Origin of the sequence: Bradyrhizobium sp. C9 (assembly GCF_002532045.1) — a bacterium.
GTDB lineage: Bacteria > Pseudomonadota > Alphaproteobacteria > Rhizobiales > Xanthobacteraceae > Bradyrhizobium.
In genome coordinates this window covers 233204-248663 of the sequence record NZ_NWTG01000007.1, presented here as the reverse complement: position 1 = coordinate 248663, position 15460 = coordinate 233204, and the positions used below count along the sequence as shown (strand labels likewise).

Here is a 15460-nt window from a genome sequence, read left to right as displayed (position 1 = left end):
CCGACCAGCCATGGCGATCAAGAAGCTCCTCATAGCCAACCGCGGCGAGATCGCGGTGCGCATCATCCGCGCAGCGCGCGATCTCGGCATTGCGACCGTCCAAGTCTACAGCAAGGCCGACAAGGATTCGCTCGCGGTGAGACTAGCCGACGAGTCGGTCGATATCGGTCCGCCGCAGGCGTCGAAATCCTATCTCAACCAGGCGGCCATCCTCGCAGCGGCGCAGGGCTCCGGTGCCGACGCCATCCACCCCGGCTACGGCTTCCTGGCCGAGAATGCCGAGTTTGCGGCCGCGGTCGAAGCGGCCGGATTGATCTTCGTCGGGCCGACCGCGCAATCGATCCGACTGATGGGCGACAAGGTCGCGGCGCGCGAGGCCGCCGCCTCGGCCGGTGTACCGACCGTATCCGGCAGTCAGGGGCGGCTGGAGTCGGTGGAGGCCGCCTTCGCGCTGGTCGAGAAAACCGGCTTCCCTGTCATGATCAAGGCCGCCGCCGGCGGCGGCGGACGCGGCATCCGCATCGCGCGTTCCGCCGAGGAATTTCATCATCTGATGCCACAGGCGCAGGCCGAGGCGCTCGCGGCCTTCGGCGACGGCGGGCTTTACGTCGAGAAGCTGATTGAAGGCGCACGGCACATCGAGGTCCAGGTGCTCGGCGATGGACGCGACGTGATCCATTGCTTCGAGCGCGAATGCTCGTTGCAGCGGCGCCGCCAGAAGGTCTGGGAAGAAGCCCCCTCGCCCTCGCTCACCCAGGCCGTGCGTGAAAAACTCTGTACGTCCGCCGTGGCGCTGGCCAAGGCGGTCAACTACCGTGGCGCCGGGACTCTCGAATATCTCTACGACGACAGGACCGGCGAATTCTACTTCCTGGAGATGAACACCCGCATCCAGGTCGAGCATCCCGTCACCGAGATGGTCACCGGCATCGACCTCGTGCGCGAGATGATCCGGATCGCCGGCGGTGAGCCCTTGCGTATTCGTCAGAACGAAGTGCGTGTCAGCGGTCATTCGGTCGAGGTCCGTATCAACGCCGAAGACCCCGCCAGGAACTTCCTGCCCAATCCGGGTACGGTCAGCGCGCTCAGCGTACCCGGCGGCGATGGTGTGCGCTTCGACAGCATGCTCTATGCGGGCTACACCGTGCCTCCGTTCTACGACAGCCTGCTCGGCAAGCTGATCGTGCACGACAAGGATCGACCGAGCGCCATCAGACGACTCGAAAGCGCGCTCGCCGAACTCAGCGTCGAGGGCATTTCCACGACAAAGCCCCTGTACCAGGCGTTGGCGCGCGACGCCGACGTCAAGGCCGGACGCTTCCATACGGCTTGGCTCGAACCATGGCTGGAATCCCATGCCGCCGGCCTTGCCACCGCTCAGCCGCCATCGGCCGCGAAGGTCGCGCCATGATGGCAAGAGAATCCGCCCCGTCAGCAACAGGAGGCCGCTAGTCATGCAAACCCGATTTTCCTTCGGCGGCGACGAGCATATCTTTGCCGAGGTCGGCGAAGCGATGTCGCTCGAGGCTTTTTTCAAGAGCCTCTTCATCACCAACGCGGTGCGCGATGCGAGGATCAAGGGCGTCACCGAGATCTGCCCGGCCAACGCGTCCTATCAGGTCAAGTTCGATCCGGACCAGATCAAGCCCGACGATCTGCTGACGGAGCTGAAGCGGCTGGACTCCGCATCCGAGAAATCGGAACCGGTGATCAAGACGCGGATCATCGAGATTCCCGTGCTCTACAACGATCCCTGGACGCATGAGACGTTGATGCGCTTCCGCGAGCGTCATCAGGATCCGAACGGGACCGACCTCGAATACGCCGCGCGCATCAACGGCCTCGATAGCGTCGAAGCCTTCATCAAGGCACATTCCAGCGCGCCCTGGTTCGTCTCGATGGTCGGCTTCGTGGCCGGCCTGCCCTTCCTCTACCAGATGGTCGAGCGCAAGCGGCAGCTACAGGCGCCGAAATATCTGCGCCCTCGCACCGATACGCCGAAGCTCACCGTCGGGCACGGCGGCTGCTTCAGCTGCATCTACTCGGTGCGCGGCGCCGGCGGCTATCAGATGTTCGGCATCACGCCGATGCCGATCTACGATCCCAACCAGAACATCAGCTATCTGCGCGACTTCATGTGCCTGTTCAAGCCGGGCGACATCGTGAAGTGGAAGCCGATCGACCGGGCGGCCTATGACGCGGCGGTCGCCGACGTCGACGCCGGCCGCTTCGCGCCTGTGATCCGCGACGTCTTGTTCTCGCTGACCGAATTCAACCGCGACGTTGATGCCTACAACGCCAAGCTCGATGGAGTTCTCCATGGCCGTTAAGGTTTTGAAGCCGGGTCTTGCGACCACCGTCCAGGATCTCGGACGTCCGGGCTATTATCACATCGGCATCCCGCTCTCCGGCGCTATGGACCGTCACGCGCTGGTCGCGGCCAATTTGCTGGTCGGCAACGAGGCGGGTGCTGCCGTGCTCGAAGCCGTGTTCATGGGACCCGAGCTCGAATTCACCGCGGACGCGACCGTCGCGATCACCGGCGCCGAGCTGCCGCCGAAACTCGACGGCGAGCCGCGCGAGACCTGGACCAGCTTCAGGGTGAAGCGCGGCCAGATCCTCTCCTTCGACTTCCTCAAGCAGGGTGCGCGCGGCTACATCGCGGTCGCCGGCGGCATCGACGTGCCCGTCGTCCTCGGCTCGCGCTCGACCTACGCGCTCGGCGCGCTCGGCGGCTTCAAGGGCCGCAAGCTCGAGGCCGGCGACGAGCTGCCGATCGGCAGTGCCGCCGCGACGGGCAAGGACGGACGCAGCGTTGCCAGGGATTTGCGCGGACAACCGGCAGGGATGCCGACGGAACTGCGCGCCATGCCCGGGCTCTACTGGCACCGCATCACCGAGGCGGCCGGCGACGGCTTCTTCTCCGACACCTGGAAGGTGGCGCCGGAAGCCGACCGGATCGGCTACCGCTTCAAGGGTGGCAAGCCGCTCGAATTCGTTCCGCGCGAACCGCCGTTCGGCGCCGGGTCCGACCCGTCCAACATCACCGATGCCTGCTATCCCTACGGCTCGATCCAGGTTCCCGGCGGCACCGAACCGATCGTGCTGCATCGTGATGCAGTCTCCGGCGGCGGCTACTTCATGGTCGGGACCGTGATCGCCGCGGACATGGATCTGATCGGCCAGCTGCAACCCAATACGCCGGTGAAGTTCGTCAAGGTCGACATGAACCAGGCGCTCGCGGCCCGCAAAAGCCGGTCGGAATTGCTGGGCAAGCTGCACAACGCGCTGGCGTAGCCGCCGGCAGCCGCGTCCCTATCCGCCAAAGACCGCGGCCACCGATCCGGGGTGACCGCGCGTATTCCAGGCTTCAGGCCGTCGGTTGCGGCCTTTCGCGCCTGACATAGACGTCACCGCGCGCTCTGCACCTGTCGGCACGAGAGTTGCAACGAATGCAGCCGGGCTGAGAAACACCGCTCATGAGTTAGGCAACATCGGAACAACCGCGATGTCCGTTTCTCTGAAACAGATCCGCTACTTCGTCGCCGCCGCCGAAACCGGGCGCATCAGCCAGGCGGCCATCGACCTCAACGTCTCGCAATCCGCGGTCACCGCGGCCATTCAGCAGCTCGAAGCGACCGTCTGCGCCCGCCTGCTGGAGCGCGCGCCGAACGGCGTAACCGTCACCATGGAGGGCAGCCGGTTCCTGTCCCAGGGCCGTCAAATCCTCGCCGCCGTCGCCGAAGCGGTGCGGAACACGCAGATGTCGGCGGGACCGCTGTTCGGGACGGTCCGCATCGGCGTCACCTATACCGTGTCGGGCTATTTCCTGCCGCGCCATCAGAAACGCTTCCAGGCAAGCTTTCCCGGCATCACGATCGAGCTGTTCGAGGCGCCACGCGACGTGCTCGAACGTGCGATCGTCGACGGCGCGCTCGATCTCGCGGTGATGCTGGTCTCGAACCTGCGCGACAACGCCAAGCTGACCAGCGAGACGCTGCTGCGATCGCCGCGCCGCCTCTGGCTTGCGCCCGAGCATCCGCTGACCCGCGCCGAGCGGGTCCATCTCGCCGACATCGCAACCTATCCTTATGTCATGCTCACCGTCGACGAGGCCAAGCACACCTCGATGCGCTATTGGAGCAACGCCTCGCTCGAACCGAACACGATCTTCCGCACCTCCTCGGTCGAAGCCGTGCGCTCCATGGTCGCAGGCGGCATGGGCATCGCCATTCTCTCCGACCTGATCTACCGGCCCTGGTCGCTGGAAGGACAGCGGATCGAGACCCGCGTCATCGAGGACGAGGTGCCCAGCATGGACATCGGTCTTGCCTGGCGGCGCGACACCAGGCCGTCGGAAGCCGCGATGGCGTTCCGTGATTTCATGCGCTTTGCAGTTGCGGGCGTCGGGCCGGCCCGGCCTCCGGTCAGCATGGATCACCGGCACCAGGCCGAGGAGGCGATCGGAATCTAGACTATCTGTTTCCGTTTTATTCGACTTGACGCCGTCCGGCAGTCCTCGCCAAACTTTGGCCAGGGACACGACGACCGGAGGCACAGCCGGCGGCGGGGAGTGAGACATGCAAGTCACCTACACGACCAAGGACATCCCGTTGCAGACCCGCCGCCAATACTGGCAGGAGGTCGTCTCGAAGACTTATTACTCGCTCGACCTGCGCTTCCCGAGCACGCGCGACTTCGATGCGCGCCTCGGCGCCTGGTCGATGGGCCCCCTCTCGGTCTCGCGAAACATCGCCAACGGCCTGTTGTACAAGCGGCATGAGCGGCATCTCCTGAACGAGCGGGAGGAATCCTTCCTGATCACGGTGCCCGAGCTCGCCGAAATCCGCTTCGAGCAGGACGGCAAGGTGGTGCACTGCCGGCCGGGCGCGTTCCTGATCGAGCGTAGCCACCTCCCCTATGAGTTCAGCCATCAGGATCCGACGGCGCTGTGGTGTCTGAAGATCCCGAGCGCGGTGCTGCGCAGCCGGATTTCGCGGCCCGAGCGTCTCGCCACGCTGCAATTCGACGCCAGCCGCAGCGTCGGTGCGCTGTTCGTCGACACGCTGCGCCTCTCCGGCGAGCGGATCGAGGAAATGGATGAGACCGCGCGCGCGATGATGGGCAAGCACCTCATCGAGCTGCTTGCGATGGCCATCGAGTCCGACGACCGCGTGCTCACCGGCCACTCGTCCTCGGTGCGCAATGGCCATCTGCTGCGCTGCGAGCAGTTCATCCGTACCCGCCTCGACGACATGCGGCTGACGCCGCAGATGGTCGCCGACGGCTGCGGCATTTCGCTGCGCTATCTGCACCAGATTTTCGAAGGTGAGGGCCTGACCGTCTGCGCCTACATCCGCAACCAGCGGCTATCGATCTGCGACGCCCTGCTGCGCGACGCGAGCTGCCGCAAGAGCATCTCGGAAATCGCCTACCAATGGGGCTTCGCCGACCAGGCGCAATTCAGCCGCAACTATCGCGGCCGGTTCGGCTGCACCCCGAGCGAGGCGCGCGCCACCTCGCGCGCCGCCAACGCCTGAACACGGCGTCGCAACCGCACCCATCTGACCGGCTAACCTGACCACTTCCCGGGCAACCCGCCGCCCGCACCAGCACGCATGGCCCGCCATGCGGTTCGCTCTCTCGCACAAGTCTTCCTGCGCTCAGCGTCAAGAAGGCGGGCCGCCGCTCTGCCTAAGATCAGCGAAACGCTTGTTCGAAAGGAAGACGCATGGTGCAGGACCTTCGTGTGGCTGTCGATGTCGGGGGCACGTTCACCGACATCTGCATTATGGACGAGACGACGGGCCTCATCCGCATCGAGAAGACCTCCTCCACGCGCGATCCGATCGAAGGCATCATGGGCGGCGTGTCCAAGGCCGGCATCGATCTCTCCAGGGTGGCGCTGTTCTCACACGGCACGACAGTTGCCACCAACGCGCTGATCACCCGCCGCCTGCCCCGCACCGCCGTGGTCACGACCAAGGGGTTCCGCGACGTGATCGAGATCAGGCGCGCCAACAAGGAAGACCTCTGGGACACCTACAAGGACGTTGTCCGGCCCTACGTGCCGCGGCGCGATCGCCTGACCGTGCCCGAGCGCGTCGATGCCGGCGGCAAGGTGATCGAGCCGCTCGACGTCGAGGCGGCACGCGAGGTGGCCCGCATCCTCAAGCGACGCGGCGTCGCCGCAGTCGCGGTCTGCTTCATGAACGCCTATCTCAACGGCGCCAATGAGCGTGCGATGCGTGACATCCTGCTGGCGGAAATGCCCGACATTCCGGTGTCGATCTCCTCGCAGGTGCTTCCCGAGATCTTCGAGCACGAAAGATTTTCGACCACGGTCGCCAACGCCGTCGTGAGCCCGGTCGTCGTCAATTACACGAGCCGGCTCGGCGAACGCCTTGCGCACGAGGGCTACACCCGCGATCTCCTGCTGCTGCACACCGGCGGCGGGGTGATGACGCCGGCGAGCGTCAAGGACTTCGCGGCGCGCCTCGCCGGCTCCGGCATCGCCGCCGGCGCGATCGCCAGCCGCTACATCGCCGGCCTGTGCGGCTTCCCCAATTCGATCGGCCTCGACATGGGCGGTACGTCCACCGACGTGTCGCTTGCCTATGAGGGCCGCTCGCGCGTCACCAAGGACTGGCACATCGAATTCGGCTACCCGATCCGCTTCGCCTCGATCGAGGTGCTCACCATCGGCGCCGGCGGCGGCTCGCTGGCCTGGACCGACCCGGCCGGCTCCCTGCGCAACGGTCCGCAATCGGCCGGCGCCCACCCGGGACCGGCCTGCTACGGCAACGGCAACACCCAGCCCACCAACACCGACGCCAACGTGACACTGGGCCGGCTCGGCACCGACCTCGCCGGCGGCAAGGTGAAGCTCGACCCCGAGCTGGCGCGGAAAGCCGTCGAGAGCGGCGTCGCCAAGCCGTTTGGCCTCGGCCTGCACGAGGCCGCAGACGCCATCGTCAAGGTCGCCAATGCCAACATGTCGGATGCGGTGCGGCTGATCTCGATCAGTCGCGGCTACGACCCGCGCGACTTTGCGCTGGTGGCGTTCGGCGGCGCCGGCGCCCTGCATGGCGTCGACGTCGCGCGCGAGTTGGCGATTCCCGTCGTGATTGTGCCGCCCAATCCCGGCGTGACCTCCGCTCTCGGATGCTTGCTCGTCGACATGCAGCACGATTTCTCGCAGAGCTGCATGGTCGACGCGGCCGACGCCGACGCCACCGAGATCGAAGCGCAGTTCGCCGAACTCGAGAAAGCCGCGCTCGCACGGCTGACCCATGAGGGCGTCGCGCAGCAGGATATCGTGCTGCAGCGGTCGATCGACATGATGTATCGCGGTCAGTGGCGTTCGCTCGCGGTGAACGCACCGCAGCCGATCGGCGCGATCGCCGACCTGGTGCAGAGCTTCCACGCCGAGCACCAGCGCGAGTACAATTTCCGCCGCGACAGCGCGCCGGTCAGCTTCTTCCGTCTCAATCTGAAGGCGGTCGGTGTGGTTCCCAAGGCCGAGTTTGCCATTCACAAGCCGACCGGCGCTAGCCCCGAGCCGATTGGCCGCCGCAGGGTCTGGTTCGAGGGCAGCGGGCTCGATACGCCCGTCTATCAGCGCGACGACCTACCCTGCGGCTTCTCCTTTCAGGGCCCCGCGATCATCGAGCAGCTCGACGCGACGACTGTGGTGCCGCCGGGAGCCAGCGCCGAGGTGGACAAATATCTCAACATCATCATCCGCGTGAAGGAGTGAACCATGGCCGGAGCTCTCCCGCTCGACCCCGTAACCTTCGAGGTTCTGAAGAATTCCTTCATCACCAGCGTCGACCAGATGGGCGAGCAGGTGCTGCGGACCTGCTACTCCTTCGTCATCTACAACCGCGACTTCTCCAGCGCGCTGCATGACGCCAACGGCGAATGTGCGGCGCAAGGCAACCAGGATATCGCGGTCCACGTCGGCACGCTGCATTTCACCTGCAAGGACGTGATGCGCCATTTCGAAGGCGACATGCATGAGGGCGACGTCTTCGCGATCAACGATCCCTATGCCGGCGGTACGCATTTTTCCGACGTGCGGCTGATCCGTCCGATCTTCGCCGACGGCAAGATCATCGCCTTCAGCCAGTCCAACGGACACTGGTCGGACGTCGGCGGCAGCGTGCCGGGATCGTTCGACGTCGCCGCCCGCGAGATGTTCCGCGAAGGCCTGCGCATCACACCGGTCCGCCTGTTCGACAAGAACGGCCTGCGCAAGGACGTCGCGCATCTGATCGCCTCCAACACCCGCGACCCGGCCTCGATCATCGGCGACATCCAGGCGCAGGCCGAAGCCACTGCGGTCTGCGAACGCGAGATCCTGCGCCTGGTCGGCAAATACGGCCGCGACACGGTCGAGACCGGGCTTGCCGCCGTGCAGGACTATGTCGAGCGCTCGGCGCGGCAGCGCATCGCAGCGCTGCCCGACGGCGAATGGGAAACCGTCGACTACATCGACCGCGATCCGGCCGGCGGCGAAGGCATGATCCCGATCCGCATCAAGATGACGATCAAGGGCGACCGCGCGATCTACGATTTCACCGGCAGCCATCCGACCATCGGCTCGATCTACAACTCGGCGTTCGGCGCGACCTTCTCCGCGGTCGCAGCCGGCATGAAGACGTTCTTTCCCGATCTGCCGCTCAATTCAGGCTTCTATCGCTGCTTCGAGATCATCGCTCCCGAAGGCTCGATCGTCGATGCCAAATGGCCGATCGCGGTCACCGGATTCCTGATGCCGTTCGAGAAGATCATGAACTCGATCTACGAGATGTGGTCGAAGCTGATGCCGGAACGCGCGCTGGCCTGCGCCTTCAATCTCGAATATCTGCTCACCGGCGGTCTCGATGCCCGCAGCGCCGACAAGCCGATCTTCATGTTCTACGACTGGCTGCCCGGCGGCTGGGGCGGCCGCAACGGCAAGGACGGCAGCAATGTCACGACCGCCTGCTTCGGCACCGGTCTGATGTCGCAGCCGGTCGAAGGCCAGGAGCGCGCCAACCCGATCCTGACCACCGAATGCGAGATCCTCACGGACTCGCCCGGTCCCGGCAAATGGCGCGGCGGCGCCGGCGTGGTGAAGACATCGCGGATGCTGCAGGCCGAGAAGACCGTGATCTCCTATATCTGCGACCGCGAGCGCGCCATCGTGTGGGGCATCGAGGGGGGCCTGCCGTCGATGCCCCACGGCCTGACCTTGAAACGCGCCGGCAGCACAGCCGAGGAGCGATTGGGCTCGATCTTCTCGGACGTGCCGATCGGCGAGGGCGACGTCTTTTCGCGTCCGACCGCCGGCGGCGGCGGGTTCGGCGATCCGCTGGAGCGCGATCCGAACCTCGTGATCGAGGACATCAAGGACGACTATGTGTCGGTTGAGCGTGCCGCCAAGGACTATGGCGTCGTGGTGCACACCATCGACGCCGAGCTCTGCAATTACGAAGTCGACAAGGTCGCGACCGCTGCGCTCCGGACCAGGATCCGCTCCGAGCGCGTCGCCGATGTCCGGCTCGATCCCGAGATGGTGGCGCAGCGCTACCGCAGCGGAGAGCTCAACACGTTCGACGTGATCCGAAAGCACGCGGTGATCCTCGACTGGGGCACCGGCGCGTTGCTTCCCGAATCCACCCGTCAATTCCGCGAAGCATTCGAGCGGCGCTCGGTCGCGATGTGGAAAGCGGGCTGACTGTCACCGGCAGCCGCACCGTCGGCGGACGGCGCGGTCTAACCACCAAAGAGGATTCGAGCCGTCGCCTCCCCCTGCATCGCCCACATTCATTCAAACCATGAGGATTGCGCTATGACGATCACGACGTGCCTTTCTTCCAACCGACTATGGCCGATCCGCTCCGTGCTCGGCATCGCCACAGCCCTCGCCCTTGCCGGCGCCGCCACGCCGGCGGCGGCGGGGACCGAGACGCCGTGGTTTCCGATGAAGGTCTACGATGCGTCATCCGGCACGCCGAAGCCCGCCGACTACACGCCGCTGCCGAAGGCCGAGAAACCCTACAGGCTGTGCGTGCTGTTTCCGCACATGAAGGACAGTTTCTGGGTCGCCGTCGCATACGGGATCGTGAAACAGGCCGAGGCGATGAACGTCAACATGAACCTCTACGAGGCCGGCGGTTACGAAAATCTGCCCAAGCAGCTCTCGCAATTCGATGACTGCATGGCGAGCGGACCGGACGCGATCATCGTCGGCGCGATCTCCGGCGCGGGGCTCAGCAAGAAGTTCGAGGAAGCCAAGGCCAAGGGCGTGCCGGTGGTCGGCGTCACCAATCCGCTGCCGCCGAACGCGCTGCCTGCAGCCAACTATGTCGACTTCGTCGCCATGGGCGAGGTCACCGGCGACGGCCTGCTGGCGCAGACCAAGCCCGGCGACAAGCTCAACATCGTGACGTTCCCCGGTCCGGCGGGCTCGGGCTGGGCGGAATCGTTCAACGAAGGATTCAAGAAGGCCATCGCCAAGAACGCGAACGCCAAGATTCTGGCCGAGAAGTTCGGCGACTCCGGCGTCGCGGTGCAACTCCAGCTGATCCAGGACGCATTGCAGGCCTATCCCGCCATGAACGTGATCTGGGGCACCGCCCCCACCGCCGAAGCCGCCATCGGCGCGGTCGCCGAGGCTGGCCGAAGCGACCTGAAGATCGTGTCGTCGTACGAAAACCAGGCCATGCTCGACGCGCTGAACCGCGGCGACATCCTCGCCTTCGCAACCCAATATCCGGTCGGCGAAGGCGCGATCGCGATCGACCAGGCCGTGCGTCTGATCGAGAAGAAGCCGGTGATGAGCCTGGTCCAGCCGGTCGCCACGGTGATCGACAAGACCACGGTGCCGAAACTGCAGATGGATCTCGTGCTGGCGCCCGCGAGCTGGACGCCAGTCTATTCGGTCAAGGCCAAGTAGGCCGAACGATCGGGGCGGGAGCACGACTCCCGCCTGCCCGCTCACGGCCACGGAGACGCGGATGAACGTCGAGATCGATCCGAAGCCGGCCGCGCCCCTGCTTCAGTTGCGCGGCATATCGAAGCGATTCACCGGTGTCCGGGCGCTCGACCGAGTCGACCTCGATGTCCGTGCCGGCGAACTTCACGTCCTGTTCGGCGAGAACGGTGCCGGCAAGTCGACCCTGATCAATGTCGTATCCGGTACATTTCCACCCGACGAAGGCACGTTCCATTTCGGCGGCGAGGAGATCCGCCACCTGACGCCGCAGCGCGCGCGAGAGATCGGCATCAGTCCGGTGTTTCAGGAATTCTCGCTGATCCCGAGCCTCACCGTGGAAGAGAACCTGTTCCTTGGCCGCGAAGTCACGCGCGGCGGAATGTTGCGCGCGCGCGAGATGCGCAAGCGCGCAAGAGCATTGATCGACGAGCTCGGCTTCGACCTCGATCCCGCGCAACGGATCGACGACCTGTCCCGCGCCCATCAGCAGATGGCCGAGATCGCCAAGGCCCTGCTCGGCCGCGTCCGCCTTCTGATCCTCGATGAGCCGACCGCCTCGTTGACCGAACGCGAAACGGGGCGGCTGTTCGAGCTGATCGCACGCCTGAAGAGCCAGGATGTCGGACTGATCTACGTCTCGCATCGCATGCGCGAGATCCGCGCCCTTGCCGACCGTGTGACGGTTCTGCGCGACGGCCGTCACATCCGGACGCTCGATGCCGCGAATTCGACGGACGGCGAACTCGTGGAACTGATGACCGGCCGCACCATCGACCTGCTGTTTCCCGCCATCGCCCACCGGCCCGACAAGGTGGTGGTCGACGTCGAGAACCTGACGCTCTCCGACGGCAGCGTGCGGGAGGTCAATTTCCATGCCCGGGCCGGCGAGATCACCGGCATCGCGGGCCTCGTCGGCTGCGGCAAGTCGGAGCTGATCCGCGCCATCTACGGCATCGAGCGCCCGTCAGCGGGTGCGATCCGGATCGACGGCGCACCTTACGAGTTTCCAACTCCAAGACAAAGCCTCAAGCGCGGCGTCGCCTATTTCCCTGCCAACCGGATCGCCGAGGGACTCGCGCTGTCCCGTCCGATCCGCGAGAACGCGTCGATGACCGGGCTCGACCTGCCCGCCTTCGCCCGTTTCGGCGTCTTACGGCAGGCCGCCGAACGCGTGACGATCGCGGGCATCATGGAGCAGCTGCAGCTGAGGCCGCCGAACATCGAACGGAGCGCCGGCGCCCTGTCGGGCGGCAACCGTCAGAAGGTGATGCTGGGACGCGCGCTGACGCGCGAGCTGACCGTGTTCCTGTTCGACGAGCCGAGCGTCGGCATCGACGTCGGGGCCAAGCTCGAGGTCTACGAGTTCATGAAGCGTCTCGTCGAGACCGGCGCTGCTGTGATCGTGGTGTCGTCCGAACTCCCTGAGGTGCTGGCGCTGTCGAACCGGCTCTACGTTATGCATCAGGGCCGCATCGCCGCCGAGCTGACGGGCGCAGAGAAGACCGAGCAGAATGTGCTTTCGAGCTTCTTCCGCGATCATCTCGCCGCGGAGGTCGCATGAACACGGCCCTGGTCGCCGCAGCGCCACGGGGTCTGGTCAGCCTCCGGTCGATCGCAGGCCGGATCGGGTTGCTGCCGGCCCTGCTTGTGCTGCTCGTGGCCGGCATGTCGGCAGTCGATGCGCAGTTCTACGGCATCATCAACGTCCTCAACATCCTGCGCAACGCCTCGCTGCTGGCGATCGTCGCCTGCGGCCAGGCGCTGGTCATCATCGCTGGCGGCTTCGATCTTTCGGTTGGCGCAGTGGTCGCCCTGGCGAGCGTCGTCACGGCCAAGACCATGGCGGCCACCGCGGCCGCATTTCCCGGCTCCAATGTCCTCATCATCGCAAGCGGGGTCGCGGCCGGGCTCGGTTGCGGCGTCGCGGTCGGGCTCGTCAACGGCTTCTGCGTGGCAAGGCTCAGGGTCTCCGGCTTCGTGGTAACGCTGGGCACGATGTCCGCGACCGCCGGCGTCGGCCTCATGATCACCAACGGCATCCCCGTTTACGGCATGCCGGAGATATTCGTGAAGGGCTTCGGACGCGCCCAGGCATTCGGTCTGCCGACCGCCGCCCACGTCGCGCTGATCGTGATCCTGGTGATGGTGTTTGCACAGCGGCGCACACTGTTCGGCCGCTACGTTTACGCGATCGGCGGCAATGTCGATGCCGCCGTGGTGTCGGGCGTGACGATCCAGCGCCATATCGTTGGCACCTACGTGGTCTCGAGCGTCCTTGCGGCACTGACCGGCATTCTGCTGACCGCACAGGTCGGCTCCGGCCAGGCAAGCTTTGGCGGCGACCGCATGATGCTGCAGTCGATAGCCGCAGCCGTGATCGGCGGCGTCAGCCTGCGCGGCGGCGTCGGGCGCATCGAGATTGTCGCCATCAGCGCACTGTTCCTGACCATCCTGGGCAACGCACTCAACCTCTTGCACGTCGACTCGCGGCTCCAGCCGGTCTTCCTCGGCGTCATCATGGTCGCCGCCGTGGCGCTCGACGAACTCAGCCGACGGAGCAAGCCGCGTGTCTGACCTCGAATTGACCGTTGCCGCCAACGACACCGACCGGCCGAAGCTGACGCTGGGCCATAGGCTCTGGAGCGCGGTCCTGCCGATCGCTCTGGCAGTGCTGCTGCTCGGCTTCGCCGCGGTTGACCGCGGGGTGCTGTCGCCGGCCAATCTGCTCAACATCGCGCAGCAGACCAGCTATCTGGCGCTGTTCGCGATGGCCCAGACCGTGGTCATCCTGACGCGCGGCTTCGACCTTGCGCTTGGCCCGACGGTGTCGATGGTCAGCGTCGGCAGCGCGCTCGCGATGGCCGGCGCCACGGCGTCGGGTCACGGTGCGGTCGCCGTGCTGCTCGCCGGGCTCGGCGCCGGCTTCGCGCTCGGTATCGCGTGCGGTCTTTTCAACGGCGTGGTCGTGGCGCTGCTCGGGGTCAATCCTTTCGTCGCGACGCTGGGCAGCTACAACATCGCGATCGGGATTGCGACCACGCTCTCGTCCGGACGGCCGGTACAAGGCGTGCCGGCGCCATTCTCGCAGATATTCTACAGCGGCAGCATCTTCGGCGTGCCGGCAGCAATTGCGATCACCTTCGCAGTCGGCGTCGGGCTTCATTTGCTGCTGGCGCGCACCGTGTTCGGCCGGTCGCTCTATCTGATCGGCACCAACCCGCGTGCCGCTGCGGTCGCCGGCCTGCCGGTCAAGCGCATCCTGGTCGCGACCTATGTGTTGTGCTCGGGACTTGCAGCGCTCGGTGCGATCATGATGACGGCGCGAACCGGATCGGGTGAGCCGAACCTCGGCGGCGCGCTCTCGCTGCAGGCGATCGCGGGCGCCGTGGTCGGCGGAACGAGCCTGGCAGGCGGACGCGGCGGCGTCGGCACCGCCGTGCTCGGCGCCCTGTTCATCACCATTCTCTCCAACGGCATGAACCTCACCCGGATCGACGGATACGTCCAGATGGTCGTGCTTGGCGCGATCGTCATCATCGGCGTGCTGCTGGATCGCCTGCGGCAGGAGCGGCGGCAATGATGTCAGGCTCGCCCATCCAGAACATCCCGGTCTCGTCGCGCGATGCGCCGGCATCGATCTATGTCGCGCCCTCGCTCGCCGCCGCACGCGATGCGCTGAGCGAATACGGTCCGGTGGGTGCCCCCTTGGCTGGCGGCACGTGGATCATGCGATCGCCGATCCGGCACGAACCGCTCAGGACCCACTATGTCGCCATCGGAAGGATCGCCGAGCTGACCGCGGTCCAGATCGAAAGCGATGCCATCGAGATCGGCGCGGCGGTCACGCACGCCGCCCTTGCGGCAGCCTTGGACGACCTTCCGGAATTTGCCGGTCTCGCGGCCGCGGCTGGAGGCTCCGCCAACCCCGCGATCCGCGCGATGGCGACGATCGGCGGCAATCTCGCGACGTCGGAATTTTTCGCGGCGGATTGCGTGCCGGCGCTGCTCTGTCTCGATGCCGCTGTCGAGATCTCCGGCCGCAACGACCACGAGCGCATCGGCCTGGCGGATTTCCTCGCGGTCCGATCAACGCTCGCCCCCGGCCGCCTGGTGACACGGATCATCCTGCCTCGAGCGAGGCGCAAGACGGCCCATGTCCGCCTGCCGCTGCGCCGAGCGGGCGACTATCCGGTCGCCATCGTCAGCCTTTCGGTCAGCGTCGATGCGGCGAACCGCGTCCAGGCGGCGCGGATCGCAGTCGGATCGGTCGAACCGAGCGCACGGCGCTGGCCACGGCTTGAAGCAGCGCTGATCGGACATCCGCTCGACGCCGCAGCAGCGGCGCGTCGTGCGGCCGAACTGGCTGACGAGTTCGTCGGTCGCGACAGCGTCGATGCGCCGGCCTGGTATCGCGTCAGCGTGCTGCCCGGCCTCGTCCGCCGCGCCGTGATCGCTGCACTTGGTTCATGAACGCGC

The 15460-nt window shown here is 66.0% G+C and carries 12 protein-coding genes; all 12 read left to right on the top strand.

Features of this window, described 5'->3' with window-relative positions:
* The first annotated feature begins 10 nt into the window (after positions 1 to 10).
* A complete protein-coding gene (locus CO675_RS18040; RefSeq protein ID WP_097673237.1) occupies positions 11 to 1411 on the top strand; it encodes an acetyl-CoA carboxylase biotin carboxylase subunit in 1401 nt (466 codons plus the stop codon).
* Positions 1412 to 1454: 43 nt separating this feature from the next.
* Positions 1455 to 2330 carry a 5-oxoprolinase subunit B family protein gene (locus CO675_RS18035; RefSeq protein WP_097673236.1) on the top strand — a complete coding sequence of 292 codons (876 nt, stop codon included), beginning with the start codon at positions 1455 to 1457 and terminating at the stop codon, positions 2328 to 2330.
* On the top strand, positions 2320 to 3297 hold the full coding sequence (locus tag CO675_RS18030) for a 5-oxoprolinase subunit C family protein (protein ID WP_097673346.1): 978 nt from the start codon (positions 2320 to 2322) through the stop codon (positions 3295 to 3297). Before CO675_RS18035 ends, CO675_RS18030 begins: the two co-directional genes overlap by 11 nt.
* Before the next feature lie 211 nt (positions 3298 to 3508).
* On the top strand, positions 3509 to 4474 hold the full coding sequence (locus CO675_RS18025; protein ID WP_097673235.1) for a LysR family transcriptional regulator: 966 nt from the start codon (positions 3509 to 3511) through the stop codon (positions 4472 to 4474).
* Between the two features lie 106 nt (positions 4475 to 4580).
* Complete coding sequence (locus tag CO675_RS18020; RefSeq protein ID WP_198964644.1) at positions 4581 to 5540, top strand: AraC-like ligand-binding domain-containing protein; 960 nt, start codon at positions 4581 to 4583, stop codon at positions 5538 to 5540.
* A gap of 194 nt (positions 5541 to 5734) precedes the next feature.
* Positions 5735 to 7759, top strand: coding sequence for a hydantoinase/oxoprolinase family protein (locus tag CO675_RS18015; RefSeq protein WP_198964653.1), 2025 nt, complete (start codon positions 5735 to 5737; stop codon positions 7757 to 7759).
* 3 nt (positions 7760 to 7762) lie between these two features.
* Positions 7763 to 9724 (top strand): hydantoinase B/oxoprolinase family protein, encoded by a 1962-nt coding sequence (locus CO675_RS18010; RefSeq protein WP_097673233.1) that lies wholly within the window; start codon positions 7763 to 7765, stop codon positions 9722 to 9724.
* Between the two features lie 114 nt (positions 9725 to 9838).
* Positions 9839 to 10945: a TMAO reductase system periplasmic protein TorT gene (gene torT, locus CO675_RS18005; RefSeq protein WP_097673232.1), complete on the top strand. Its 1107-nt coding sequence runs from the start codon at positions 9839 to 9841 to the stop codon at positions 10943 to 10945.
* A 61-nt stretch (positions 10946 to 11006) separates the two neighbouring features.
* Entirely contained in the window at positions 11007 to 12545 is a 1539-nt protein-coding gene (locus CO675_RS18000; RefSeq protein WP_097673231.1) for a sugar ABC transporter ATP-binding protein, read from the top strand.
* The gene (locus CO675_RS17995) at positions 12542 to 13558 is read left to right on the top strand and encodes an ABC transporter permease (RefSeq protein WP_097673230.1); all 1017 of its coding nucleotides are present in this window, start codon (positions 12542 to 12544) and stop codon (positions 13556 to 13558) included. Before CO675_RS18000 ends, CO675_RS17995 begins: the two co-directional genes overlap by 4 nt.
* Entirely contained in the window at positions 13551 to 14564 is a 1014-nt protein-coding gene (locus CO675_RS17990) for an ABC transporter permease (RefSeq protein WP_097673229.1), read from the top strand. Before CO675_RS17995 ends, CO675_RS17990 begins: the two co-directional genes overlap by 8 nt.
* Positions 14561 to 15454, top strand: a complete 894-nt coding sequence (locus tag CO675_RS17985; RefSeq protein ID WP_245452805.1) for an FAD binding domain-containing protein — start codon at positions 14561 to 14563, stop codon at positions 15452 to 15454. The genes CO675_RS17990 and CO675_RS17985 overlap by 4 nt, the downstream gene beginning before the upstream one ends.
* Positions 15455 to 15460 lie beyond the last annotated feature (6 nt).